The sequence below is a fragment of the Rhizobacter sp. P2_D12 genome, from assembly GCF_056404395.1.
The window spans coordinates 1-24065 of the sequence record NZ_JBFUEB010000044.1; the positions used below are offsets into that span (position 1 = coordinate 1).

Below are 24065 nucleotides of genomic sequence, written 5' to 3' on the forward strand. Positions count from 1 at the left end.
ATCCTGCAACGCTCGCCGCTGCGGATCCTGCTGGAAGGCGCGCCCCGGGGATCCCTTCGTTAGGTGGGACCACCGGGTGTGTCTCTTGGAGATTTGTCTCTCCCCAGCGCGATACGATCGGCGATGCACAAACGCTTCCGCGCGATTCGTGAGGACGTGCCAGGTACCGACTGGCTGGCGCGGTTCGTGGAAGGTCGCGCGGAAGCCGAAGCCTGGTATCGAGGCCGCGGACGAAGCGCCCCGCCCTCAGGCGCCGAGTGCGAGGCACAGCTTGGAAAACACATGCCGGAGCTGCTCGGCCTGTATGCGCAGGCTTGCGCCCTCGTCGGCGGCGACGCACTCGCACCGCAGATTCTCAGCCAGTACCGCCCGCCGCTGCTGCCGCACGGATGCACCCAGACGGTTTGGTTCGGCGACGACGGCCCGGCGCTTATCCGCAACTACGACTACCCGCTCGAGACCGTCTCCGAGCAGTTCGAATCGACACGCTGGTTCGGCCGGGAAGTGATCTGCAAGGGGCAGCGACCGTGGGGCGGCTGTCTCGACGGGATGAACGCCGACGGGCTCGTGGCGAGTCTGACGTTCGGCGGTCGGCCGGCGCAAGGCGCCGGCTTCGCGATCATCCTGGTCCTTCGATACGTGCTGGAAACCTGCAGCCGCGTATCCGAAGCGGTCGCCGCACTGTGCCGGATCCCGGTGGCTCAGTCGCAGAACGTCACCGTGCTGGACAAGACGGGCGACCATGCGATTGTCTTCCTGAGCCCTGACCGCCCGGCCACCGTGTCGCGCACCGCAGTGTGCGCCAATCATCAGGACGCGAGCGATGCGAGCAACTTGTCAAGCGCAAGGGCGAACTCGGTCGCGCGTCAGCAGGCAGCGCTCGATGCGCTCGATCGCTCGGACGTTACGCTCGCGAAGATGGTCGACACCTTCCTTGCGGCGCCGATTTATTCGCGCGCGGCGTCGGCACCCACCGTGTACAGCGCGGTCTATCGTCCCTGCGCCTTGACTGTCGACTACCTGTGGCCGGGCCACGTCATGACGCAGCGGATCGGATCGTTCGAACCCGCGGAGTACGTGCATGAATACGGCGACCTCATGAACTGAACCGAGCGGGGCCGGGCTGGGGCCAAAGGTGGCACCCGCTCATGAGCAGCTACCGTCGGCTTTCGGACGGGTTAACCTGCGATATGACTCCTAAGGGTCGGCAAGGTGAGCTCACCGCCTTATGAACCGGTCGATCGAGCCCGGCCAAGCCGAGCGGCAGCTGTTGGCGCCGGCCGCGAACTGGAGGTCTCGGCCACTATCGGCCGGTCGCAGGCGACCGCTTTGAGGTAGGCTGAAGCGCAATGGTTCTCGAGTCATATCCATTCAACTGGCGTACGCGTTCTCGCCGACCAAAATGAACATACGCCGTCTCATCGTCAGTCTCTTCATCAGCGTCCTCCTCGTTGCGGCGGCCTTTGGTGGGGCCGGCGAAGCTCTGAGTCGGCCTGCAACGGGATCTGTCGGCCCCGCGCCGTTGGATCTGCACGCCACCTCGGTCGTCATTCGCACAGCTTCCGGTGGAGCCGTTTCTGGTTGGCTTGTTCTTGGCCGGCCTCGCTCGGGTGCGGTCCTTCTATTGCATGGCGTACGGAGTGATCGGCGACAGATGATCGAACGTGCCAGGTTGCTCAGTGGTTTGGGGTATACGGCATTCCTGATCGACCTTCCCGCTCACGGCGAGAGCACTGGTGACCGAATCACATTCGGAGTTCGTGAAGCCGAAGGTGTCAGGGCCGCATTGGACTATCTCCGGAATCGACTCCCAGGCGAGAGAATCGGAATCGTCGGAGTGTCACTCGGTGCGGCATCTGCGGTGCTTGCGAAAGCGGTACCGTCACCGGACGCGGTTGTTCTGGAGTCCATGTTCCCAACCATTGCAGAAGCGGTCTCCGACCGGCTGGTAAGGCAGTTGGGGCCGGCCGGGCGATATCTGGCCCCGCCCTTGCTGTGGCAACTCCCGCTGCGTCTCGGACTGCATCCTGAACAGATTCAGCCAATCATGGACATCCCGTCGCTGAATGCGCCCGTCCTCATCGCCTCAGGCACAGCGGACGAGCACACAACCCTCGCGGAGAGCAAGCGCATATTCGAGGCGGCACGTGAGCCAAAACAATTCTGGGCAGTCGAAGGGGCTGCTCATGTAGACCTCTATAGGCATGGCCCAAAAGCGTATCAAAGCACGGTCCTGCCGTTCCTGGAAAAGCACCTCCGAAGTGGGATCTGATTCCTTCGTCAGCCACGTATGCAAGCGCTGGTGCTGCCTGCCAGCCGGGTCAGTTTCTGCCGCCCCGGGCCATGTGCTCGAATGCCGGAGGCCGGCCACGAACTGCCGGTGATGAACGTCCACTCGCGGCTGACCCGGCGGGCATGTCGCGGAGTGGGCTTCGTTCTAAAACGGCAACACCTCCGTCAGAATTCCCAGATATGGCCTACTTCACCGTTTCGCTGAATGAGCATGTCATAGCTTGCGCCGGCTCGCCGGAGGTAAGTGTGCTCACGGCAACTATCGTCGCAACGGCCCGCGGTGCCGCGCAGCTCACTCTCAATAGTTTGACTACCGCAGGTGGCGAACAACGTTCTGAGCACTGGCCATTGTGGAATCTCTCGCCGCAAGATCAGGTATGCATTGCGTACACCGCCGCGGGCAAAGTGACCATCCCAGTCAGCACGGGAGTCGAGCCGGACCTACCATTCGACGAAACCCTGGCCCGCCTTCGGCAGAGCTTTCCGCAACTGCCTGAGCCGCGGGCTAAAGCGTTCTCTCATACGCGCGCGCCGCGCCGCGCCTGTTTGAGCGTAACCACGGATGCTGGCTCAGGTGTCGAAGCCACTCTGGGCGATGCCGAGCTTCTGCAAGCGGTAGTGTGCTTTGTCGGTGCAACCTGCAATGTGGAAGTGCACTCCCTTTCTGTGCGGTCAGGCGGAACAACCAACGGTGTTCGCTGGCTGGTGGAACAGGTCGAGATCGGGCAATCGGTGAGGTTGACCTACACGGAATAGCCCCTCGCGGCACCGAAGTGCTCAAACACCGAGCGTCCGCTTGCGGGCGTTGAATGCAATCGCGCCACCGACTGCAATGGGTCGATAGCTCCGCTTCGCCGCTCGCGAGAGCAGCCGTTCGACCAGCTCGGCGCCGCAAACGGCCCTATCCCCTCGGGCGTTGCAGATCGGCCGCTCGGGCGCGTTGCGTGGGGCTCGACGCGAGGCGCGACGAACGCCTCCATTCGGTCCGAGCTATTGCTCGGCGGCTAGACATGCCCGAACACAACCAGCCTGACGCTGACGCTCGGCGCTCACATGCCGTCGCCCCCCCGGCCCATCAGCGTGAGGTGGATAGATGTATCCGCCGCTGCGCCAACTCTTCGAGGTGCGCGGACAGACGGTTGATCCAGACACGGCGCTGCTTGTCGTATGTGTGCAGGTTGTAGATCCCCTTTACCCCCTCCTGCATGTGCCCCAACATCGCCTCACCTACGTCGTCAGGGCACTCTAGCGACGTGAGGAAGGTGCGAGAGGTGCGCCGAAGATCATGCGGTGACCAGTGAGTGACCTGAAGACGTGGCCGAGCATGCTCCGGCCGCGTCTTGCTGTACGGCTGGTGGTAGTGCACCGCCGTCTGGATCGTCTTCTGCAACACGTGGCCACCTTCCCCTGGCGACGGAAACAGGTAGCCGTCATGCACCTCCATCCGCCGGCGGATGACATCGAGCGCCCTGCCCGCCAGCGGCACACGGAAGTCCGTGGCGTTCGCATGCCGCGCGTTCTTGGTCTTCATCTTCGGCACGGTCCACCACCAACCATCCTTTTCCTTTGAAATCTCGCCGGACTCCATCGCCATGATCTCGGCGCCTCGCGCGAGCGTCCACAGGTAGACCGTCAGCGCGTCCTCGATCAGGCGGGGAAAGTTCGGTAGCCAGGCGATGAGCGCACCCGCCTCCGCCGCACTGAGTGCACGCTTCGAGGTACCGATCGACTCGCCGGAGATCTTTTTGCCCTTCGAGCGCAGCCGCCCGCGCATGATCTGGCGCCACCAGTTCGGAGTGCTCTCCGGGATCCGCCCGGCGTCGAGCGCGTAGTCCCACGCAGCGCCCAGCTCGGCCCGCAGCTTCGCAGCCTGCACTGGGATGCGCTGCAGCGACTCCAGCAGGTCGAAGCATTGCCGCCGGGTCAGCGTGGAGGCCGGCTCCGAGTCGAGCGCGCCGAGCATCGTGTCGAACATGCGCCGCACTTCGATCGCCCCTTTGGGCTTGCGGGCTCGGTCGACGTGGCCCGTCAGGTAGTCGTCGCACAGGAGGCGCACCGTATACCCACGCTCCTGCTGCTCCTGTTTGGCTGCCACGCGGGCCGTCCGCTCGGCCTCCCGCGCTTGGCGCTTCGACAGCGCGGGATCGCCACCCGCATCGCGCTCCTCGCGCAAACGCTCCCACTCGGCCGCAGCCGCCGGAAACGACATCGCTGGCCACCGCCCCAGGCCGACTTGGCGCATCCGCGTGTCGACCGGACTGCGGTACCGATAGGTCCAAGCGCGTCGGGTTTGAGTGGCTTCGAGACGAAGGCCTGGGCAGCCGTCGATGGTAAGGTGCGCGCCTGGCTGAAGTGCCTTGGCTGCGCGGGCGTCGAACTGCATTGCGCTCCCTGCAAGCGTAGGTTTTCTGGAAGACCGGGTCGCAGCCCAGCGTAGGTTTCCATTTTAGAAGTCCGCAAACCTACGCAGAACGGCCAAGTTTCCCCAAGTTTTTATAGGCGCTGAAAAGTCCATCGTGACCATGTCATCCGACAAAAATACTCAGCAATTCAACGAGTTAGCTGAAGAAGCGGCCGCCAGCCGCGCTCCCGCGCCGGTCCCCGTTTCGGCCCACACCCCAATGATGCAGCAGTACCTGCGCATCAAGGCCGAGCACCCCGAGACGCTGGTGTTCTACCGCATGGGTGATTTCTACGAGCTGTTCTACGACGACGCGCGCCGCGCCAACAAGCTGCTCGACATCACGCTCACCAGCCGCGGCCAGAGCGGCGGCGAGCCGGTGGTGATGGCCGGCGTGCCGGTGCACTCGGTCGAGAGCTACCTGGCCAAGCTGATCAAGATGGGCGAGGCGGTCGCGATCGCCGAGCAGGTGGGCGACGTCGCCACCGCCAAGGGCCCGGTCGAGCGCAAGGTGGTGCGCGTGGTCACGCCCGGCACCGTCACCGACACCGAGCTGCTGGCCGACAAGCGCGACGCGCTGCTGCTGGCCGTCTCGCAGAAGACGCAACGCGGCACCACCAGCTACGGCCTCGCGTGGCTGGGCCTCAGCAGCGGCCAGCTCGGCCTCACCGAATGCACCGAGCGCGAACTGCCCGGCTGGCTGGCCCGGCTCAACGCCGCCGAAGTGCTGGTCGACCGCGAACAGGTGCCCGCCGCCGTCGCGCAATCGCGCATCGCGATCACGCACCGCCCCGGCTGGCAGTTCGACACCGCGCTCGGCCTGCGCAAGCTGTGCGAGCAGCTGCGCGTGGCCAGCCTCGCCGGCTTCAACGCACAGGAGCTGTCCACCGCCCAGGCCGCCGCCGCCGCGCTGCTGAGCTATGCCGAGCACACGCAAGGCCAGGCGCTGGCCCACGTGCGCGCGCTGCAGGTCGAACGCAGCGGCGACCTGCTCGACCTGCCGCCCACCACGCACCGCAACCTCGAACTCACGCAGACGCTGCGCGGCGACGACGCGCCCACGCTGCTGTCGCTGCTGGACACCTGCCGCACCGGCATGGGCAGCCGCGCGCTGCGCCACTGGCTGACGCACCCGCTGCGCGAGCGCATCGTGGCCACGCAGCGCCACGACGCGCTCGACGTGCTGCTCGAGCACGGCGTCGCGCCGCTGCGCGAAACGCTGCGCGGCGTCAGCGACGTCGAACGCATCACCGCCCGCATCGCGCTGCGCCAGGTGCGCCCGCGCGAGCTCACCGGCCTGCGCGCCACGCTGCAAGGCCTGCCCGCGCTGCGCGAGCGCGTGCCGCGCCAGGCGCTGCTGCTCGAGATGCTGGCCGAGGCGCTGACGCCTTCGCCCGCCATCGAAGAGCTGCTGCGCAGCGCCATCGCCGACGAGCCCTCGGTGCTGCTGCGCGACGGCGGCGTGATCGCGCGCGGCTTCGATGCGTCGCTCGACGAGCTGCGCGACATCAGCCAGAACTGCGACGCCTTCCTGATCGACCTCGAAACCCGCGAGCGCGCCCGCACCGGCATCGCCAACCTGCGCGTGCAATACAACAAGGTGCACGGCTTCTACATCGAGGTGACCCAGGGCCAGGCCGGCAAGGTGCCGATGGACTACCAGCGCCGCCAGACGCTGAAGAACGCCGAGCGCTTCATCACGCCCGAGCTGAAGGCCTTCGAGGACAAGGCCTTGTCGGCGCAAGAGCGCTCGCTGGCGCGCGAGAAGATGCTGTACGAGCAGCTGATCGACCAGCTGCAGGGCCACCTGGAGGCGCTGTCCGGCCTGGCGCGCGCACTGGCCAGCCTGGATGCGCTGGCCGCGCTGGCCGAACGCGCCGACACGCTGAACTGGACGCGCCCGGCCTTCGTGCGCGAGCCCTGCATCGACATCGCCGCCGGCCGCCACCCGGTGGTCGAAGCACGCCTGGCCGAGACCGGCGGCGGCAACTTCATGGCCAACGACTGCCGGCTCGACGCCGCGCGCAAGATGCTGGTGATCACCGGCCCCAACATGGGCGGCAAGAGCACCTTCATGCGCCAGGTGGCGCTGATCGTGCTGCTGGCCGCCATCGGCTCCTTCGTGCCGGCCGACGACTGCCGGCTCGGCCCGATCGACGCCATCCACACCCGCATCGGCGCGGCCGACGACCTGGCCAACGCGCAATCGACCTTCATGCTCGAGATGACCGAGGCCGCCGCGATCATCCACGGCGCCGGCGAGCAGTCGCTGGTGCTGATGGACGAGATCGGCCGCGGCACCTCCACCTTCGACGGGCTGGCGCTGGCCGGCGCCATCGCCAGCCACCTGCACGAGCGCAACAAGAGCTTCACGCTGTTCGCGACGCACTACTTCGAGCTGACCGAGTTCCCGGTCAAGCACGACCGCGCGCTCAACGTGCACGTGTCGGCCGCCGAGAGCGGCGACGACATCGTCTTCCTGCACGACATCCAGGCCGGCCCCGCCAGCCGCAGCTACGGCGTGCAGGTGGCGCGGCTGGCCGGCATGCCGGGCACCCTGGTGCGCCAGGCGCGTGCCACGCTGGAGGCGCTCGAGGCGCAGCAGCACGCCGGCAGCGCGCAGATCGACCTGTTCGCGGCACCGGCCCCCGAAGCCGAGAAGCCGGCCTCGGCCATCGATCGGGCGCTGGCGGCGCTCAACCCCGATATGCTGTCGCCGAAGGAGGCGCTCGACGCGCTGTACCGCCTCAAGACCCTGCAGGACACACCCACATGACCTACTGCGTGGGCATCAAGCTCGATGCCGGCCTCGTCTTCCTCTCCGACTCGCGCACCAACGCGGGCCTGGACCAGATCAGCACCTACCGCAAGATGATGGTGTACGAGAAGACGGGCGACCGCTTCATGGTGCTGCTGTCGGCCGGCAACTTGTCGATCTCGCAGTCGGTGCGCGAGATCCTGCAGGTCGAGAAGCTCGACAACGGCGACGAACCGCCGATCACGATCTGGAACGCCACCAGCATGTTCGACGCCGCCCGCGTGCTGGGCAGCGCGGTGCGCCGCGTCTACGACCAGGACGGCCCGTCGCTGAAGCAGGCCGGCGTCGACTTCAACGCCTCGATGATCCTCGGCGGCCAGATCAAGGGCGAGGCGATGCGGCTCTTCCTGGTGTACTCGGCCGGCAACTTCATCGAGGCGACGCGCGAGACCTGCTACTTCCAGGTCGGCGAATCGAAGTACGGCAAGCCGGTGCTCGACCGCATGATCACGCCGCAGACCGCGCTCGACGAGGCCGCCAAGTGCGCGCTGGTGTCGATGGATTCGACGCTGAAGTCCAACCTGTCGGTGGGCCTGCCGCTCGACCTGCTGGTCTACGAGGCGGATGCCTTCCAGTCGCAGCAGATGATCTGCATCGACGAGCGCAACCCGTATTTCGCGATGATCCGCAGCACCTGGGGCCAGAAGCTGCGCCAGGTGTTCGAGTCGATCGACGACCCGCACTGGGACGGCAGCGCCGCCGAGCACCCGCTGTGCGTGCCGTCCGAGCGCTACGAGCCGATGCGCAAGATCACGCACCCGGGCGAGAAGATCGTCTGATGGCCGCGCGCGGAAGCATCGTCTTCTCGCACGCCAACAGCTTCCCGGCCGGCACCTACCGCGTGCTGTTCGAAGCCTGGCGCGCCGCAGGCTACGCGGTGCATGCGGTCGAGAAATACGGCCACGACGAGCGCTACGGCGTCACCAGCAACTGGCCGCAGCTGCGCAACCAGCTGATCGCCTTCATCGAGGCCGAGGTGCACGGCCCGGCCTGGCTGGTCGGGCATTCGCTGGGCGGCTTCCTCAGCGTGCTCGCGGCGGCGAAGCGGCCCGATCTCGCGCGCGGCGTGGTGCTGATGGATTCGCCGCTGATCGGCGGGCTGCTGGCACGCACGCTGCAGCTGGCCAAGGCGACCGGCATCGGCAAGAGCCTGTCGCCCGGCAACGTCTCCCGGCGCCGGCGCCAGCACTGGCCCAGCGCCGAGGCCGCCCTGGAGCACTTCGGATCCAAGCCCGCCTTCGCGCGCTGGGCGCCGGGCGTGCTGCGCGACTACATCGCGGCCGGCCTCGAGCCGTCCGGCCACGGGCAGTCGCTGGCCTTCCGGCGCGAGGTCGAGACGCAGATCTACTACACGCTGCCGCACCACATCCCGCGGCTGCTGGCGCGCCGCCCGCTCGCCTGCCCGATGGCCTTCATCGGCGGCACGCAGTCGGCCGAGGTGCGCCAGGTCGGCATGAAGGCGACCGAGCGCTGGACCGAAGGCCGCATCTCGTGGATCGAAGGCTCGCACCTGTTCCCCTTCGAGCAGCCGGGGCAAGCGGCGGCCGAAGTGCTGCGCTGGCTGGACAGCTTCCAGTAGCCCGGATGGCACGCGCCTATAATCGCGCTTTACCACCACGGCATTTGCTCAACAGGCACATGCTGACCCTGCAATGACCAAGTTCGTCTTTGTCACCGGCGGTGTGGTGTCCTCGCTGGGCAAGGGCATCGCGGCTGCATCGCTTGCAGCGATTCTCGAATCGCGCGGCCTCAAGGTCACCCTCATCAAGCTGGATCCGTACCTCAACGTCGATCCGGGCACCATGTCCCCCTTCCAGCACGGCGAGGTCTTCGTCACCGACGACGGTGCCGAGACCGACCTGGATCTCGGCCACTACGAGCGCTTCATCACCACCCGGATGAAGAAAGCCAACAACTTCACCACCGGCCAGATCTACAAGAGCGTGCTCGAGAAGGAGCGCCGCGGCGACTACCTCGGCAAGACGGTGCAGGTGATCCCGCACGTCACCAACGAGATCCAGGAATTCATCAAGCGCGGCGCCGCCTTCGGCACCGACCACGCGGTCGACGTCGCGATCGTCGAGGTCGGCGGCACCGTCGGCGACATCGAATCGCTGCCCTTCCTCGAGGCTGCGCRTCAGATGAGCCTGCGCATGGGCGCCAACAACACCGCCTTCGTGCACCTGACCTACGTGCCGTGGATCGCCGCCGCCGGCGAGCTGAAGACCAAGCCGACCCAGCACACGGTGCAGAAGCTGCGCGAGATCGGCATCCAGGCCGATGCGCTGCTGTGCCGCGCCGACCGCCGCATCCCCGACGAAGAGCGCGAGAAGATCTCCCTCTTCACCAACGTCCCCGAATGGGGCGTGATCTCGGTGTGGGATGCCGACACCATCTACAAGGTGCCGCGCATGCTGCACGAGCAGGGCCTGGACGGCCTGATCTGCGACAAGCTGCGCATCAACACGCCGCCGGCCAACCTGAAGCGCTGGGACGCGCTGGTCGACGAGGTCGAGCACCCGAAGCGCGAGGTGACGATCGCGATGTGCGGCAAGTACACCGACCTGTCCGACTCGTACAAGTCGCTCAACGAGGCGCTGCGCCACGCCGGCATCCACAACCACGCCCGCATCAACATCGAGTACGTCGACTCCGAGACGCTGACCCCCGACAACGTCGGCCAGCTGGCCCGCTACGACGCGGTGCTGGTGCCGGGCGGCTTCGGCAAGCGCGGCGTCGAAGGCAAGATCCTGACCGCCCAGTTCGCCCGCGAGCACAAGCTGCCCTACCTCGGCATCTGCCTGGGCATGCAGGTCGCGACGATCGAGATCGCCCGCCACAAGGCCGGCCTGGCAGACGCCAACAGCACCGAGTTCGCGCCCGACACGCCGCACCCGGTGATCGCGCTGATCGACGAATGGCAGGACGCCGATGGCTCGATCCAGACGCGCGACGCCAACTCCGACCTCGGCGGCACGATGCGCCTGGGCGCGCAGAGTTCCGACGTGAAGCCCGGCACGCTGGCGCACGAGATCTACGGCGACGTCGTCAACGAGCGCCACCGCCACCGCTACGAAGCCAACGTCAACTACCTCGACAAGCTGCGCGACGCCGGCCTCGTGATCTCGGCGCTGACGCAGCGCGAGAAACTGACCGAGATCGTCGAGCTGCCGCGCACCGTGCACCCGTGGTTCATGGGCGTGCAGTTCCACCCCGAGTTCAAGTCGACGCCCTGGGACGGTCACCCGCTGTTCCGCTCCTACATCCAGGCGGCGCTGGCGCACCAGGCGGCGCGCTCGGACCAACAAACCGAAAAGGCGGCAGCATGAAGCTCTGTGGATTCGACGCCGGCCTCGACCGCCCCTTCTTCCTGATCGCCGGCCCCTGCGTGGTCGAGACCGAGCAGCTGCAGCTCGACGTCGCCGGCCAGCTGAAGGAGATGACGGCCGCGCTGGGCATCCCGTTCATCTTCAAGTCGAGCTACGACAAGGCCAACCGCTCGTCGGGCACCTCGTTCCGCGGGCCCGGCATGGAGCGCGGGCTGGAGATCCTGGCCAAGGTGAAGCGCGAGATCGGCGTGCCGGTGCTCACCGACGTGCACAGCGAAGACGAGATCGCCCGCGTGGCCGCCGTCGTCGACGTGCTGCAGACGCCCGCCTTCCTGTGCCGCCAGACCGATTTCATCCGCGCGGTGGCGCAATCGGGCAAGCCGGTCAACATCAAGAAGGGCCAGTTCCTCGCCCCCGGCGACATGAAGAACGTGATCGACAAGGCCCGTGCCGCGGCACGCGAGAAGGGCCTGCCGGAAGACAGCTTCATGGCCTGCGAGCGCGGCGCGAGCTTCGGCTACAACAACCTGGTCAGCGACATGCGCTCGCTGGCCATCATGCGCGAGACGAAAGCGCCGGTGGTGTTCGACGCGACCCACTCGGTGCAGCTGCCCGGTGGCCAGGGCACCAGCTCGGGCGGCCAGCGCGAGTTCGTGCCGGTGCTGGCGCGCGCGGCCGTCGCGGTCGGCGTGGCCGGCGTGTTCATGGAAACCCACCCGAACCCGGCCGAGGCGCTGAGCGACGGGCCGAACGCCGTGCCGCTCAAGCGCATGAAGGACCTGCTCTCGACCCTGGTCGAGCTCGATCGCATCACCAAGAAGAACGGCTTCCTCGAAGTCGATTTCAACTGAACTGCCCAAGGAAGACTGATGAGTGCCATTGTTGACATCGTAGGCCGCGAGATTCTCGACAGCCGCGGCAACCCGACCGTCGAATGCGACGTGCTGCTGGAGTCCGGCGTGATGGGCCGCGCGGCCGTGCCCTCGGGCGCGTCCACCGGCTCGCGCGAAGCGATCGAGCTGCGCGATGGCGACAAGAACCGCTACCTCGGCAAGGGCGTGCTGAAGGCGGTCGAGCACGTCAACACCGAGATCAGCGAAGCGGTGCTGGGCCTCGACGCTTCCGAGCAGGCCTTCCTCGACCGCACGCTGATCGACCTGGACGGCACCGAGAACAAGAGCCGCCTGGGCGCGAACGCCACGCTCGCGGTGTCGATGGCGGTGGCACGCGCCGCGGCCGAGGAAAGCGGGCTGCCGCTGTACCGCTACTTCGGCGGCTCGGGCGCGATGCAGATGCCGGTGCCGATGATGAACGTCATCAACGGCGGCGCGCACGCCAACAACAGCCTCGACCTGCAGGAACTGATGATCATCCCGGTGGGCGCCCCGAGCTTCCGCGAGGCGATGCGCTACGGCGCCGAGGTGTTCCACGCGCTGAAGAAGATCATCAACGACAAGGGCATGAGCACCGCGGTCGGCGACGAAGGCGGCTTCGCACCCAGCGTGGCCAGCCACGAAGCGGCGATCCAGCTGATCCTGCAGGCGATCGACAAGGCCGGCTTCACCGCCGGCGAGCAGATCGCGCTGGGCCTGGATTGCGCCGCCAGCGAGTTCTACAAGGACGGCAAGTACGTGCTGGGCGCCGAAGGCCTGACGCTGAGCGCGCCCGAGTGGACCGACATCCTCGCGACCTGGGTCGACAAGTACCCGATCATCAGCATCGAGGACGGCATGGCCGAAGGCGACTGGGACGGCTGGAAGCACATCACCGACCGGCTGACCCAGAAGGTGCAGCTGGTGGGCGACGACCTGTTCGTCACCAACACCAAGATCCTGAAGGAAGGCATCGACAAGCGCATCGCGAACTCGATCCTGATCAAGATCAACCAGATCGGCACGCTAACCGAGACCTTCGCCGCCATCGAGATGGCCAAGCGCGCCAACTACACCGCGGTCATCAGCCACCGCTCGGGCGAGACCGAGGATTCGACCATCGCCGACATCGCGGTCGGCACCAACGCCGGCCAGATCAAGACCGGCTCGCTGAGCCGCTCGGACCGCATGGCCAAGTACAACCAGCTGCTGCGCATCGAGGAAGACCTGGGCGACGTCGCGAGCTACCCCGGCCGCGCGGCGTTCTACAACCTGCGCTGACCGCCCTTCCGCTTCGACGTGCGCCTCGTCACCCTCGGCCTGATCGTGCTGCTGGTTCTCGTCCATGCCGAACTGTGGTTCGGCAAGGGCGGCGCGCCGCGCGTGATGGAGCTGCAGGCCAAGCTGGCCCAGAAGAAGGCCGAGAACGACGTGGCGCGCACGCGCAACGAGCGCCTGGTGGCCGAGGTCAGTGACCTGAAGGAAGGCCTGGAGATGGTCGAGGAGAAGGCGCGCTTCGAACTCGGCATGGTCAAGCCGGACGAGATCTTCGTCCAGGTGTCGACGGCGCGCCGCTAGCGATGCAATCGCTGTTCGCCGCAGCGTTCACGCTGTGGGGCTCCCCGGTGACCTGGCTGGAGGTGGCGGCCTTCGTGCTGGCGATCGCGATGGTGGTCTGCAACATCCGCGTCAACCCGATCGGCTGGCCGCTGGCCATCGCCAGTTCGCTGCTGTACGTGGCGCTGTTCTGGAACAGCCGGCTCTACGGCGATGCCAGCCTGCAGGTGTTCTTCGCGGTCGTCGCCGGCTGGGGCTGGTGGCAGTGGCTGCGCGGCCGGCAGGCCGATGGCTCGGTGCTGCGCGTGCGCTCGCTGGGCCCGCGCGGGCGCCAGGCGCTGCTGTTGGCCACCTTCGCGCTGTGGCCGGCGCTGGGCTGGTTCCTCAAGCGCTTCACCGACACCGACGTGCCCTGGTGGGATGCGTTCCCCACCGCCGCCAGCATCGCCGGCCAGTGGCTGCTCGGCCGCAAGTACGTCGAGAACTGGCCGACCTGGGTGGTCGTCAACACGGTCAGCATCGGGCTGTTCGCCTACAAGGGCCTGTGGCTGACGGTGCTGCTGTACGCGATCTTCGTCGCGATGTCGTTCGCCGGCTGGCGCGCCTGGGCGCAGCTGGAGCGTACGGCATGAGCTGCATCGTCGGGATCGTCGGTGCCGAGAGCACCGGCAAGACCACGCTGGCCGGCGAGCTGCACGCGGCGCTGTCCGGCGAAGGGCATGCGGTGGCGCTGGTCGGCGAGTACCTGCGCGAGTTCTGCGATGCGCGCGGTCGCACGCCGCGTGTCGATGAACAGGCCGGCATCGCCGATGAGCAGGCACGCCGCATCGCCGCCGCGGCCGCCTCGCACGACATCGTGATCGCCGACACCACGGCCTTGATGATCGCCGTCTACAGCGACCACATCTTCGACGACACCGGCTTGTACGACGAGGCACTGGCCGCGCAGCATGCCTGCACGCTGACGCTGCTGACGGCGCTGGACATCCCGTGGCAGGCCGACGGCCTGCAGCGCGACGGGCCGCACGTGCGCGCGCCGGTGGACGCGCTGGTGCGTGCGGCGCTGGAGCGCGGCGGCGTCGGCTACTCGATCATCGCCGGCACCGGCCCGGCGCGCCTGTCGCACGCGCTGCTGGCCGTGCGGCATGCGCTGCTGGCCCCATCGGTCGTCGACGAGGCCCGCGCGAACCCGCGCTGGCAATGGGTCTGCGAACGCTGCGGCGACGTCGAATGCGAACGCCACCTGCTGCCTACGTCATCGTCCCGGCAATGACCACCACGACGATCACCACGCCGATCGTCAGGTTCACCGCCACCCAGTCGCGGATCGACTTCAGCGCCGCACCGGCGGCCGGCCAGTCGCGGGCGGCGCTCGCGCGCTGCACCCGCTTGAACAGCGCGAACCGGATGTGCCCGAAGATCGCGACCATCAGCACGCCCAGGCCGGCCATCACCGTCCATTCGAGCGGCATGTTGAACGGCCCGCCGGTGGCCTGGGTGGTCGATGCGACGCGCCCGACCATCAGCCCGCCGCTCAGCACCGTGACCAGCGCCACCCACAGCACGATCGAGAAGAAGCGCTGCAGCACCGCCTGCATCAGCGGCACGCGCTCGGGCGGCGGCAGGTGCGCCGCGCCGGGCCGCAGGCAGAACAGCGCGAAGAACATGCCGCCCAGCCAGACGATCACGGACAGGAAGTGCACGGCCTTCAGGGCGGCGTAAAGCATCGCGCGTCTCCGGTGCTCAGTTCAGCGTGGTGCTGCTCGGCGGCTGGTCGCGCGCGAGCGTGAACAGCTCACCGACGTCGACCGCGTCGAAGTGGTACTTGATGCCGCAGAAGTCGCAGCCGACCTCGACCCGGCCCTGCTCGGCCACGACGCCGTCGACCTCCTCGCGGCCCAGGCCCTTCAGCATCGCGCCGACGCGTTCGCGCGAGCAGGTGCAGGCGAAGCGCGGTCCCAGCTCGCCGGTCATGGCCGGGAAGCGGCGCATCGTCTCTTCCCAGAACAGGCGGCGCAGCACGGTGTCGGCATCCAGCGTCAGCAGCTCCTCGCGCGTCAGCGTCGAGGCCAGGTGCGAGATGCGGTTGTAGGCCTCGTTCAGGCCGATCTCGTCCTCGTCGCTGCGCCCGCCCGACAGGTTGCCTTCGCCTTCCAGCGGCAGGCGCTGGATCAGCAACCCGGCGGCGACCTCGTCGTTGGCGGCGAGGATCAGCCGCGTGTCGAGCTGTTCAGACTGCAGCATGTAGTGCTCCAGCACCTCGGACAGCTTCTGCAGCGGCTCGCCGCGGTCGCCATGCAGCGCGACCACGCCCTGGTAGGGCTGCTGGCCCGGGCCGCGCGGCTTCGGATCGAGCGTGATCGCGCAGCGGCCCTTGCCGCCGGTGTTGACCATCGCCGCGAGCCGCGCATCGGCCGGCACCTCGCCGACCACCTTGGCGGTGGTGCGGAAGGCGAGATCGGACTGCACCTCGGCCACCGCCAGCTTGACCGGGCCGTCGCCGAAGATCTGCATCACGAGCGAGCCTTCGAACTTGATGTTCGACTGCATCAGCACCGCCGCCGCCGACATCTCGCCGAGCAGCGCGCGCACCGGCGCCGGGAACGCATCCGAGGCCTCGCTGCGCCGGCGCAGGATCTCGACCCACGAATCGGTCAGGCGCACCAGCATGCCGCGCACCGGCAGGCCTTCGAACAGGAACTTGTGCAACTCGCTCATCAGCTGATTTCTTTCAGGCCGGCCCGGTAGCGGTGGGCATTCTCGACATAGTGCTCGGCGGTCTTCGTGAGCCCGTCCATCTGCTCGGGGGTCAGCTGCCGCACGACGCGCGCCGGCGTGCCGAGGATCAGCGAGCCGTCGGGGAAGCTCTGGCCCTCGGTGACCAGCGCGCCGGCGCCGACCAGGCAGTGCTTGCCGATCTTCGCGCCGTTCAGGATCACGGCCTGGATGCCGACCAGCGAATGGTCGCCGATGCTGCAGCCGTGGATCATCGCCTGGTGGCCGACGGTGACGTACTCGCCGATGGTGGTCGGGAAGCCGGCATCGGCGTGCACGACGCTGTTGTCCTGGATGTTGCTGCCGCGGCCGATCTCGATGTGGTCGCTGTCGCCGCGGATCACGACGCCGAACCAGGCGCTCGCGCCGTCGGCAAGGCTGACGTCGCCGACCACGCGGGCACTGTCGGCCACCCAGGCAGTGGCGGCGAGGCGGGGCGTCAGGTCCCCGAGCTGGTAGACGGCCATGGCATGCCCGTGAATTGCGAAGCCTATGATTCTAGGGATGAACCCCCGACAACGCGCCCTGCAGGTCTTGTGCCTGGCCGATCCGGCTGACAAGGCGCAAGCGGCACGCGCGCTGTTCGCGACCCTGGACGCCGGTGCGATCGACCCCGGCGAGCACATCGACGCACCCGCGCAGTTGCCGGGCCGGCCCGAACGGCCGCGGCTGGTGCCGCCCAAGCAGGTCGCGATGCGCTCGGCCTTCACGCCCGAAGGCCGGGCCGCGTTGCTGCACGCCATTGCGCACATCGAGTTCAACGCCATCAACCTGGCGCTCGATGCCGCGTTCCGCTTCGACGGGATGCCGGTCGCGTTCTACGCCGACTGGCTGCGCGTCGCGAGCGAGGAGGCGCTGCATTTCACGCTGCTGCGCGAGCACCTGCGCAGCGGCGGCCACGACTACGGCGACTTCGATGCGCACGACGGCCTGTGGCTGATGACGCAGCGCACGGCCGGCGACGTGGTCGCGCGCATGGCGCTGGTGCCGCGCACGCTCGAGGCGCGCGGGCTGGACGCGACGCCGCCGATGCAGGCCAAGTTCCGCAAGGCCGGCGACGCGCGCACGGTCGAGATCCTCGACGTGATCCTGCGCGACGAGATCGGCCACGTCGCGATCGGCAACCACTGGTACCGCTGGCTGTGCCGGCGCGACGGGCTGGATCCGATCGCGCACTACGCGCAGCTGGTGCGCCAGTACGAGGCGCCGCGGCTGCGGCCGCCCTTCAACCGCGAGGCGCGCGAGGCCGCGGGGTTCAGCGCGGAGGAGATCGCTTTTCTCAGCTCGTAGCCCGGATGCCAATCCTGGCTACCTGGCCGGCTCGGCCACGAACCAACGCTTGAGCCCGAGGAAGTGCTTCTCGAACAGGTGGTACGACAGCATCGCCAGCGCCAGCGTCGCGAGCGTGCCCGCCACGACGTAGCCGATCGCCACGCCGTTGCCCGCATGCTCGTGCAGCCCGAGCGACTGCAGCAGCGGCTTGCCCAGCAGGTCGTGCAGGGGCTTGTGGAAGATGTACATCGCATAGCTGTAGCGGCCCAGCGCGCGCAGGGGCGCGAGCCGCAGCGCAGCAGTCCAGCCGCGCGCGCCCACCGCATCCCCCGCCGCCGCCGCCACCACGCCGAGCGCGAACACGACAGCCAGCACGCTGTAGCCGAGCGTCTGCCCGAGCGGCGAGGTGCGCGGATAGCCATGCGTCGCGACGAAGCCCAGCGCCGCCAGCACCAGTGCCGCGACGATCAGCTTCTGCCGCGCCGCCACCGCGCGCGCCGGGTTGCCGGGCAACTGCAGCCAGGCCGCCGCGGCACCGCCGATCGCCAGCGCGTCCAGCCGCGTGACGGTGAACGAGTACACCGGGTCCGGCCCGAGCCCCGCCGCCAGCATGCCGACACGCACCCCGAGGATCGCCACCGCGATCCATCCGCACCAGCGCAGCACCTGGCCCGCCGAGCGCCGGTGCACCAGCAGCGGCCACAGCAGGTAGAACTGCTCCTCCACCGCCAGCGACCAGAAATGCGGGAAGGCATGCGTGGCCGTGCCGTACGGCCCCGTCCAGTTGGAGAGATACAGCCACAGCCACAGCTGGTGCGGCGAGTCGGCCTGCCAGCGCACCGGCATCGCGTTCAATGCCGGCAACACGATGAAGGTCACCGCCAGCGTCGCGTAGTACAGCGGGAAGATGCGCAGGAACCGCCGGCCGAAGAACGCACGGTAGTAGTTCGGCGCATCCTGCGTCTGCAGCAGGATGCGCGTGATCAGAAAGCCGCTCAGCACGAAGAACAGCTGCACGCCGATCCAGCCCAGGTCGAAGGCCAGCTCCAGCACGCGCCCGGCCAGGTCGGGTGGCCCCTCGAGGATCTGGAAGTTGTGGCACAGCACCAGCACGATGGCCAGCCCGCGCAGCCCGTCGAGGGCCGGCAGTTGCTGGGGAATGCGTGCGGCCGGCGCAATCGGCGGGGCCACGCCGATCGCGGCGGAGGTGGAAGACATCGGCGCCGTTTGTAGCACCGCGACCGCCCCCGTGGCACCCCACGACTGCGGGCCGGACCGGCCGGGCGCATCTCCGGGAAAGCACGGCCGGCAGCTGCCGTACGCCCGTGCGGAAACCGGTTTCGGCAGGCTTACACTCCACCGGCCCGCGACTTGCTAGCTTGCGGACCCACCCACAACAGACAACCCCAGGGGTATCCATGACCACCTTGAACACCCGTCGATTCCTGCAAACCGCCGGGCTGGCCGTCGCCGGCCTGCTGCTGGCTGCCTGCAGCAAGCAAGAGCCCACCGCCGCTGCGCCCGCCGCATCGGCCCCGCCGGTCGCCGCCTCGGCCCCGGCGCCTGCCAAGGTCTACGCCGTCGGCACCGACGCCGCCTACGCACCGTTCGAATCGCAGAACGAGAAGGGCGAGATCGTCGGCTTCGACATCGAGGTCGTCAGCGCCATCGCCAAGAAGGCCGGCATCGAGGTCAAGTTCACCAACACGCCGTGGGAAGGCATCTTCAACACGCTGGCGCAGGGCGACCGCGACCTGCTGGTCTCGGCCATCACCATCACCGACGAGCGCAAGCAGACGATGGACTTCGCCGGCCCCTACTTCGACGCGCAACAGCTGATCGCCGTCAAGAAGACCTCGAAGATCAGCAAGTTCGACGACCTGAAGAAGCTGAAGGTCGGCGTGCAGACCGGCACCACCGGCGATGAAGTCGTCAGCAAGCTGCAGGGCAAGACCAGCACCAACATCAAGCGCTTCGAATCGACCCCGCTCGCGCTGAAGGAACTGGAAGCCGGCGGCGTCGACGCGGTCGTGGCCGACAACGGCGTGGTCATCAACTACGTCGCCAACAACGCCGACAGCAAGTTCAAGACGGTGGCCGACAAGGCCTTCGCGCCCGAGCAGTACGGCATCGCCGTCAAGAAGGGCAACACCGAACTGCTGGAGAAGCTGAACAAGGGCCTGGCCGACATCAAGGCCGACGGCACCTACGACCAGATCTTCGCCAAGTACTTCGGCGCGCCCGCGGCCGCCGCCGCGCCTGCCTCGGCCGCCTCGAAGTAAGCGTTCGCGGAGCCGGTCATGGATTTGCGCTGGAGCATTCTGGCCGGCTACGGCCCGCTCTTCCTGTCGGGCCTGTGGACGACGATCCTGCTGACGCTGATCGCGATCGGCGCCGGGCTGCTGCTCGGCGTGCTGCTCGGCCTCGTCAGCAGTTCGCGCGACGCGCCGCCGCCCAAATCGGCGCCGGCGCGCTGGCTGCTGGCCGGGCTGCGCACCGCCACGCTCGGCTACGTCACCTTCTTCCGCGGCACGCCGCTGTTCGTGCAGATCCTGCTGGTGCACTTCGCGCTGATGCCGGCGCTGATCCACCCGGACACCGGCTGGCTGCTCAGCGGCGAGGCGGCGCGCGAGTTCCGCCAGTCCCACGGCGCGTTCTTCTCCGGCGCGCTGGCACTGTCGCTGAACGCCGGCGCGTACATCTCCGAGATCTTCCGCGCCGGCATCCAGAGCATCCACCTCGGCCAGACCCAGGCCGCCTACAGCCTGGGCCTGACCCATCCGCAGGCAATGCGCTTCATCGTGCTGCCGCAGGCCTTCCGCCGCATGATGCCGGCGCTGGTCAACGAGGGCATCACGCTGATCAAGGACTCGTCACTGGTCTCGGCCATCGGCCTGGCCGAGCTGGCGCTGGCCGCGCGCACCGTCGCCGGCACCTACTCGCGCTACTGGGAACCGTACCTGGCGATCTCGGCGCTGTACCTGGCGCTCACGCTGCTGCTGTCGCTGCTTGCGAAGCGCCTGGAAGCGCCTGCTCACTTGCGCGGGCGCTGAGCCCCGGCCCCCCGGGGCCGGCTGTCGTGTCCAGACAACGTTTCAGTGTGTGTTTTGCGTCTTCCAACCTGCCGTTTTCGCGAACGAAGGTCAGCACGCATACCATTTGAAACTTGCACCTTCAAGACAAAAGCAAGGGTGCAGTAGGTATACGCAATCCCAACCCCAAGGAACGCCTTCATGAAACGCTCCCTCATCGTTGCCGCGCTGGCTACCGTCGCCGCTGGCACCTCGTTCGCGCAAAGCAGTGTCACCATCTACGGCCGCCTGAACGAGTCCGTCGAACGCCAGAAGACCGGCGACGACAGCATCTACGCCCTGCAGAACAACGCCTCGCGCATCGGCTTCAAGGGCGTCGAAGACCTGGGCGGCGGCCTGAAGGCCGGCTTCCAGCTGGAACACGGCTTCAACGCCGACAACGGCAAGCAAAGCCAGACCGCCTTCTGGGCCCGCCAGTCGGAAGTGTTCCTGCAGAGCGCCGAGCTGGGCACGCTGCGCCTGGGCAACTTCACGAGCGAGTCGTACTACGCGACGGCCGACTACGTGAGCATGCACAACCACGACACCGGCACCTCGTCGGACGCGCTGTACCAATACGTCATGCGCGACACGAACAAGGTCGCCTGGCGCGCTCCGGAATTCGTGAAGGACCTGTCGCTGGAAGCGGCCGTGTCGGCAGGCGAAGGCGCCGCTGGCCAGGAAAAGGCCTATGACCTGGCGGCCAACTACTCGGTCGGCAACCTGGCCGTGGGCGCCGGCTTCTCGAAGAACAAGGCCGACAAGCAGTTCGCCGTGCGCGCGCTGTACACGCTGGGCGCCTTCACGTTCGGCGGCTACTACCAGCGCGCCGAGCTGGGCAGCACCTTCCAGCCGCTCGACGGCAAGGTCAACATCGTCCGCCTGTCGGGCATGTACGCCGTCGGCGCCTCGGAGTTCCACCTGAACTTCGGCGTGGCCGGCAAGGTCGACCACATCGACGACACCGACTCGCGCCAAGCCACCGTCGCGTACAACTACAACCTGAGCAAGCGCACCAAGGTCTACGCCTTCTACACGAAGGTCGACAACAAGGCGCTGTCCGGCTACGCCACCGGCTTGCCCGGCGTCGACTTCAGCTCGATCGCCGCAGGCATCCGCCACAACTTCTGATCCCTGCATACGCAGGATCGAAGCAGAAGGGCCGGTCGAAAGACCGGCCTTTTTTTTTGTCAGCCGAGGAAGTAGCGCTTCAGGCCGGCAAGCACCATCTCCACCGCGATGGCGGTGAGCACCAGGCCCATCAGCTTCTCGATCGCTGAGACGACCGAGTCGCCGAGCAGGCGGCGGATGCGGTCGCACAGCACCAGCACCGCGCCCGACACGGCCATCGCCGCCGTCAGCGCCGCCACCCAATCGAGCAGGCGGTCGGGCTGGCGCGACGCCAGCAGCAGCACCGTCGCCATCGCCGACGGCCCCGCCAGCAGCGGAACGGCCAGCGGGAAGATCAGCGGCTCCTTGCCCTCGGGCGTGCCGTACACGCCGCCCTCGTGGCTGAAGATCATCCGGATCGCCACCATCAGCAGGATCACGCCGCCCGCCACCTCGAGCGAACGCTCGGACAGGTGCATCACCCGCAGGAAGGGCTCGCCGAAGAACATGAAGAAGAACAGCACGCCGAATGCGATGCCGACCTCGCGCAGCGCGACCCAGCGCCGCCGGTGCCTCGGCACCTCGCGCATGATCGGGATGAAGATCGGCAGGCTGCCCAGCGGGTCGAGCACCAGCAGCAGCAGGATGAAGGCGGAGAAGAAGCTGTGGTCCATGGGCGCCCAGGTCAGCGTCCACGCCAGAAGAGGGCGTCGAGTTCTTTCATCGTGATCTGGCGCCAGGTGGGCCGGCCGTGGTTGCACTGGTCGGACCGCTCGGTGCGCTCCATGTCGCGCAGCAGCGCATTCATCTCGTCGATCGTCAGCTGCCGGTTCGCGCGCACCGCGCCATGGCAGGCCATGGTCGACAGCAGCTCGTCCTGCGCGCGCTGGATCACGCTGCTGGCGTCGTACTGGGCCAGCTCGGCCAGCACGCTGCGCGCGAGCTCGACCACGTCGCCACCGGCCAGCGCCGCCGGCTGCGAGCGCACCGCGAGCGTCGTGGCCGACAGCGGCGAGACGTCCAACCCCAGCGTGCGCAGGTTGTCGGCCTGGGCCTGCGCGGTCGCGATCTCCTGCGCGGTGGCGGAGAACGTGGCCGGGATCAGCAGCGGCTGGCTGTCGATCGCCGTGCTGCCGAGGCTGGCCTTCAGCCGCTCGTAGACGATGCGCTCGTGCGCGGCGTGCATGTCGACGATGACGAGGCCGTGGCTGTTCTCGGCCAGCACGAACACGCCGCCGATCTGCGCGACGGCACGGCCGAGCGGCCATTCGTCGCGCTGGAAGTCGATCGCCGCCGGCGCGTTGGTGGATGCGTTGGCGGCCGGCGCCACCGCGCGCGGCGCGGACGCCGACTCCCCGCCCCACAGCACCGCCACCTGCTGCAGGCCGAGGCCGGCCTGCACCTGCGGGCGCATCGGCGCCGGCGCGAACCCACCGCCGCCGAAGGACGATGGCCGCGCCGCCGGCACGCTGTAGCCCGCGAGATGCTCGGACGCCAGCAGCACGCCGGCCACGCCACCCGCCTCGTCCGCCGCGGCCGTCGCCGCGCGCGGCGCCGCCAGCGCCGCCTCGATGGCGCGCCGCACCGCCTGGTGCACTTCGCGCGAATCGCGGAAGCGCACCTCGATCTTGGTCGGGTGCACGTTGACGTCGACCCGGTCGGGCGCGATCTCGATGAACAGCACGTAGGCCGGCTGGCGCCCGCCGTGCAGCACGTCTTCGTAGGCCGAGCGCACGCCGTGGGCGATCAGCTTGTCGCGCACGCAGCGGCCGTTGACGTAGACGTACTGCTGGTCGGCGCGCGCGCGTGCCGCGGCCGGCGTGCCGGCCCGGCCGGTGATGCGCATCGGGCCGGCTTCCAGCATCACCTCGCAGCTCTGCTCGACGAACTCGTCGCCCATCACGTCGCGCACGCGCTGCGCCTGCGCCGCGCGGCGCCATTGCTGCGACAGCTTGCCTTCGTGCCACACCGCGAAACCGACGTCGGGCCGCGCCAGCGCATGGCGCCGCACCGCATCGAGGCAGTGGGCGAACTCGGTCGCGTCGGTCTTCAGGAACTTGCGGCGTGCCGGCGTGTTGAAGAAGAGCTCGCGCACCTCGACGCTGGTGCCGGTGCCGCGCGCGGCCGGCACCAGCTCGCCCGAGCGCGCATCGATGCGCTGCGCATGCGGCGCGCCCTCGGTGCGGCTGGCGATGCTGAGCTCGGCCACCGATGCGATGGCGGCCAGCGCCTCGCCGCGGAACCCCATCGTGACCACGCCTTCCAGCTCGGCCAGCGAGGCGATCTTGCTGGTGGCATGGCGGCGCAGCGCCAGCGGCAGCTCGTCGCTCGGGATGCCCTGGCCATCGTCCTCGACCAGGATGCTGCGCACGCCGCCGGCCACCAGCTTGACGGTGACCTCGCGGCCGCCAGCATCGAGCGCGTTGTCGACCAGCTCGCGCACCACCGAAGCGGGCCGCTCGACCACTTCGCCGGCGGCGATCTGGCTGATCAGTTCGTCGGGCAGCTCGCGGATCGGACGGCGGGGGGCGGGCTGCAAAAGGGCATTCATCGCGGAATTGTAGGAGC

Annotated in this window: 23 protein-coding genes; 16 read left to right on the forward strand and 7 right to left on the reverse strand. The window is 68.1% G+C overall.

The window, feature by feature from the left end; all coding sequences use genetic code 11:
• Positions 1-123: 123 nt before the first annotated feature.
• The 3 genes from AC1DYN_RS16165 to AC1DYN_RS16175 all read left to right on the forward strand — a co-directional run bounded on the left by AC1DYN_RS16165 (position 124) and on the right by AC1DYN_RS16175 (position 3048).
• A complete protein-coding gene (locus tag AC1DYN_RS16165) occupies positions 124-1107 on the forward strand; it encodes a C45 family autoproteolytic acyltransferase/hydrolase (protein ID WP_477961285.1) in 984 nt (327 codons plus the stop codon).
• Positions 1108-1402: 295 nt separating this feature from the next.
• Positions 1403-2272, forward strand: a complete 870-nt coding sequence (locus AC1DYN_RS16170) for an alpha/beta hydrolase (protein WP_477961287.1) — start codon at positions 1403-1405, stop codon at positions 2270-2272.
• A gap of 200 nt (positions 2273-2472) precedes the next feature.
• Positions 2473-3048, forward strand: coding sequence for a hypothetical protein (locus AC1DYN_RS16175; protein ID WP_477961289.1), 576 nt, complete (start codon positions 2473-2475; stop codon positions 3046-3048).
• Between the two features lie 319 nt (positions 3049-3367).
• On the opposite strand, the gene AC1DYN_RS16180 is transcribed toward AC1DYN_RS16175, so the two are convergent.
• The gene (locus AC1DYN_RS16180) at positions 3368-4675 is read right to left on the reverse strand and encodes a tyrosine-type recombinase/integrase (RefSeq protein ID WP_056806382.1); all 1308 of its coding nucleotides are present in this window, start codon (positions 4673-4675) and stop codon (positions 3368-3370) included.
• 238 nt (positions 4676-4913) lie between these two features.
• Between AC1DYN_RS16180 and mutS the strand changes: the two genes are divergently transcribed.
• From mutS to AC1DYN_RS16225, 9 genes are all read left to right on the forward strand, one after another.
• The gene (gene mutS / locus AC1DYN_RS16185; RefSeq protein WP_477961291.1) at positions 4914-7469 is read left to right on the forward strand and encodes a DNA mismatch repair protein MutS; all 2556 of its coding nucleotides are present in this window, start codon (positions 4914-4916) and stop codon (positions 7467-7469) included.
• Positions 7466-8290, forward strand: coding sequence for a proteasome-type protease (locus tag AC1DYN_RS16190; protein WP_477961293.1), 825 nt, complete (start codon positions 7466-7468; stop codon positions 8288-8290). Before mutS ends, AC1DYN_RS16190 begins: the two co-directional genes overlap by 4 nt.
• Positions 8290-9090: an alpha/beta fold hydrolase gene (locus AC1DYN_RS16195; protein ID WP_477961295.1), complete on the forward strand. Its 801-nt coding sequence runs from the start codon at positions 8290-8292 to the stop codon at positions 9088-9090. The genes AC1DYN_RS16190 and AC1DYN_RS16195 overlap by 1 nt, the downstream gene beginning before the upstream one ends.
• Positions 9091-9163: 73 nt before the next feature.
• On the forward strand, positions 9164-10840 hold the full coding sequence (gene pyrG, locus AC1DYN_RS16200; RefSeq protein ID WP_477961297.1) for a CTP synthase: 1677 nt from the start codon (positions 9164-9166) through the stop codon (positions 10838-10840).
• Positions 10837-11691: a 3-deoxy-8-phosphooctulonate synthase gene (kdsA, locus tag AC1DYN_RS16205; RefSeq protein WP_477961299.1), complete on the forward strand. Its 855-nt coding sequence runs from the start codon at positions 10837-10839 to the stop codon at positions 11689-11691. Before pyrG ends, kdsA begins: the two co-directional genes overlap by 4 nt.
• Positions 11692-11709: 18 nt before the next feature.
• On the forward strand, positions 11710-12993 hold the full coding sequence (gene eno, locus AC1DYN_RS16210) for a phosphopyruvate hydratase (protein ID WP_477961301.1): 1284 nt from the start codon (positions 11710-11712) through the stop codon (positions 12991-12993).
• A gap of 18 nt (positions 12994-13011) precedes the next feature.
• Positions 13012-13290: a cell division protein FtsB gene (ftsB, locus tag AC1DYN_RS16215; protein ID WP_477961303.1), complete on the forward strand. Its 279-nt coding sequence runs from the start codon at positions 13012-13014 to the stop codon at positions 13288-13290.
• Between the two features lie 2 nt (positions 13291-13292).
• On the forward strand, positions 13293-13901 hold the full coding sequence (gene pnuC / locus AC1DYN_RS16220) for a nicotinamide riboside transporter PnuC (RefSeq protein ID WP_477961305.1): 609 nt from the start codon (positions 13293-13295) through the stop codon (positions 13899-13901).
• A complete protein-coding gene (locus tag AC1DYN_RS16225; protein ID WP_477961307.1) occupies positions 13898-14542 on the forward strand; it encodes an AAA family ATPase in 645 nt (214 codons plus the stop codon). The genes pnuC and AC1DYN_RS16225 overlap by 4 nt, the downstream gene beginning before the upstream one ends.
• Here AC1DYN_RS16225 and AC1DYN_RS16230 read toward each other — a convergent pair.
• From AC1DYN_RS16230 to AC1DYN_RS16240, 3 genes are read right to left on the reverse strand one after another with little or no spacing between them, the layout of a single operon-like run.
• Positions 14520-14996 (reverse strand): CopD family protein, encoded by a 477-nt coding sequence (locus AC1DYN_RS16230; RefSeq protein ID WP_477961309.1) that lies wholly within the window; start codon positions 14994-14996, stop codon positions 14520-14522. The two genes, AC1DYN_RS16225 and AC1DYN_RS16230, sit on opposite strands and share 23 nt — an antisense overlap.
• Before the next feature lie 16 nt (positions 14997-15012).
• Positions 15013-15987, reverse strand: coding sequence for an Hsp33 family molecular chaperone HslO (hslO, locus tag AC1DYN_RS16235; protein ID WP_477961311.1), 975 nt, complete (start codon positions 15985-15987; stop codon positions 15013-15015).
• Complete coding sequence (locus AC1DYN_RS16240) at positions 15987-16511, reverse strand: gamma carbonic anhydrase family protein (RefSeq protein ID WP_477961314.1); 525 nt, start codon at positions 16509-16511, stop codon at positions 15987-15989. The genes hslO and AC1DYN_RS16240 overlap by 1 nt, the downstream gene beginning before the upstream one ends.
• A 37-nt stretch (positions 16512-16548) precedes the next feature.
• Here AC1DYN_RS16240 and AC1DYN_RS16245 point away from each other — a divergent pair, with 37 nt between their 5' ends.
• The gene (locus AC1DYN_RS16245) at positions 16549-17334 is read left to right on the forward strand and encodes a ferritin-like domain-containing protein (protein WP_477961316.1); all 786 of its coding nucleotides are present in this window, start codon (positions 16549-16551) and stop codon (positions 17332-17334) included.
• An 18-nt stretch (positions 17335-17352) separates the two neighbouring features.
• Here the strand turns inward: AC1DYN_RS16245 and AC1DYN_RS16250 are convergent, their stop codons facing one another.
• The gene (locus AC1DYN_RS16250) at positions 17353-18534 is read right to left on the reverse strand and encodes an acyltransferase family protein (protein ID WP_477961318.1); all 1182 of its coding nucleotides are present in this window, start codon (positions 18532-18534) and stop codon (positions 17353-17355) included.
• Positions 18535-18734: 200 nt separating this feature from the next.
• Here AC1DYN_RS16250 and AC1DYN_RS16255 point away from each other — a divergent pair, with 200 nt between their 5' ends.
• The 3 genes from AC1DYN_RS16255 (at position 18735) to AC1DYN_RS16265 (ending at position 21518) form a co-directional block, all read left to right on the forward strand.
• Entirely contained in the window at positions 18735-19598 is an 864-nt protein-coding gene (locus tag AC1DYN_RS16255) for a basic amino acid ABC transporter substrate-binding protein (protein ID WP_477961320.1), read from the forward strand.
• 18 nt (positions 19599-19616) lie between these two features.
• Positions 19617-20369 (forward strand): amino acid ABC transporter permease, encoded by a 753-nt coding sequence (locus AC1DYN_RS16260; RefSeq protein ID WP_477961322.1) that lies wholly within the window; start codon positions 19617-19619, stop codon positions 20367-20369.
• Positions 20370-20549: 180 nt separating this feature from the next.
• A complete protein-coding gene (locus tag AC1DYN_RS16265; protein ID WP_477961324.1) occupies positions 20550-21518 on the forward strand; it encodes a porin in 969 nt (322 codons plus the stop codon).
• A 59-nt stretch (positions 21519-21577) separates the two neighbouring features.
• Here the strand turns inward: AC1DYN_RS16265 and AC1DYN_RS16270 are convergent, their stop codons facing one another.
• Together AC1DYN_RS16270 and mutL are read right to left on the reverse strand one after the other, a co-directional pair.
• On the reverse strand, positions 21578-22171 hold the full coding sequence (locus tag AC1DYN_RS16270; RefSeq protein ID WP_477961326.1) for a MarC family protein: 594 nt from the start codon (positions 22169-22171) through the stop codon (positions 21578-21580).
• A gap of 11 nt (positions 22172-22182) precedes the next feature.
• Positions 22183-24048 (reverse strand): DNA mismatch repair endonuclease MutL, encoded by a 1866-nt coding sequence (mutL, locus tag AC1DYN_RS16275; protein WP_477961328.1) that lies wholly within the window; start codon positions 24046-24048, stop codon positions 22183-22185.
• Between the last annotated feature and the right edge of the window lie 17 nt (positions 24049-24065).

Bases quoted from the DNA above. Each gene is read 5' to 3' on its own strand.
- AC1DYN_RS16240 (WP_477961314.1), bottom strand. From the start codon at position 16,511: ATGGCCGTCTACCAGCTCGGGGACCTGACGCCCCGCCTCGCCGCCACT.
- AC1DYN_RS16265 (WP_477961324.1), top strand. From the start codon at position 20,550: ATGAAACGCTCCCTCATCGTTGCCGCGCTGGCTACCGTCGCCGCTGGC.
- AC1DYN_RS16195 (WP_477961295.1), top strand. From the start codon at position 8,290: ATGGCCGCGCGCGGAAGCATCGTCTTCTCGCACGCCAACAGCTTCCCG.
- AC1DYN_RS16260 (WP_477961322.1), top strand. From the start codon at position 19,617: ATGGATTTGCGCTGGAGCATTCTGGCCGGCTACGGCCCGCTCTTCCTG.
- hslO (WP_477961311.1), bottom strand. From the start codon at position 15,987: ATGAGCGAGTTGCACAAGTTCCTGTTCGAAGGCCTGCCGGTGCGCGGC.
- kdsA (WP_477961299.1), top strand. From the start codon at position 10,837: ATGAAGCTCTGTGGATTCGACGCCGGCCTCGACCGCCCCTTCTTCCTG.
- mutL (WP_477961328.1), bottom strand. From the start codon at position 24,048: ATGAATGCCCTTTTGCAGCCCGCCCCCCGCCGTCCGATCCGCGAGCTG.
- eno (WP_477961301.1), top strand. From the start codon at position 11,710: ATGAGTGCCATTGTTGACATCGTAGGCCGCGAGATTCTCGACAGCCGC.
- mutS (WP_477961291.1), top strand. From the start codon at position 4,914: ATGATGCAGCAGTACCTGCGCATCAAGGCCGAGCACCCCGAGACGCTG.
- AC1DYN_RS16270 (WP_477961326.1), bottom strand. From the start codon at position 22,171: ATGGACCACAGCTTCTTCTCCGCCTTCATCCTGCTGCTGCTGGTGCTC.
- AC1DYN_RS16255 (WP_477961320.1), top strand. From the start codon at position 18,735: ATGACCACCTTGAACACCCGTCGATTCCTGCAAACCGCCGGGCTGGCC.
- AC1DYN_RS16170 (WP_477961287.1), top strand. From the start codon at position 1,403: ATGAACATACGCCGTCTCATCGTCAGTCTCTTCATCAGCGTCCTCCTC.
- AC1DYN_RS16230 (WP_477961309.1), bottom strand. From the start codon at position 14,996: ATGCTTTACGCCGCCCTGAAGGCCGTGCACTTCCTGTCCGTGATCGTC.
- pnuC (WP_477961305.1), top strand. From the start codon at position 13,293: ATGCAATCGCTGTTCGCCGCAGCGTTCACGCTGTGGGGCTCCCCGGTG.
- AC1DYN_RS16190 (WP_477961293.1), top strand. From the start codon at position 7,466: ATGACCTACTGCGTGGGCATCAAGCTCGATGCCGGCCTCGTCTTCCTC.
- AC1DYN_RS16180 (WP_056806382.1), bottom strand. From the start codon at position 4,675: ATGCAGTTCGACGCCCGCGCAGCCAAGGCACTTCAGCCAGGCGCGCAC.
- AC1DYN_RS16175 (WP_477961289.1), top strand. From the start codon at position 2,473: ATGGCCTACTTCACCGTTTCGCTGAATGAGCATGTCATAGCTTGCGCC.
- AC1DYN_RS16245 (WP_477961316.1), top strand. From the start codon at position 16,549: ATGAACCCCCGACAACGCGCCCTGCAGGTCTTGTGCCTGGCCGATCCG.
- AC1DYN_RS16165 (WP_477961285.1), top strand. From the start codon at position 124: ATGCACAAACGCTTCCGCGCGATTCGTGAGGACGTGCCAGGTACCGAC.
- AC1DYN_RS16250 (WP_477961318.1), bottom strand. From the start codon at position 18,534: ATGTCTTCCACCTCCGCCGCGATCGGCGTGGCCCCGCCGATTGCGCCG.
- AC1DYN_RS16225 (WP_477961307.1), top strand. From the start codon at position 13,898: ATGAGCTGCATCGTCGGGATCGTCGGTGCCGAGAGCACCGGCAAGACC.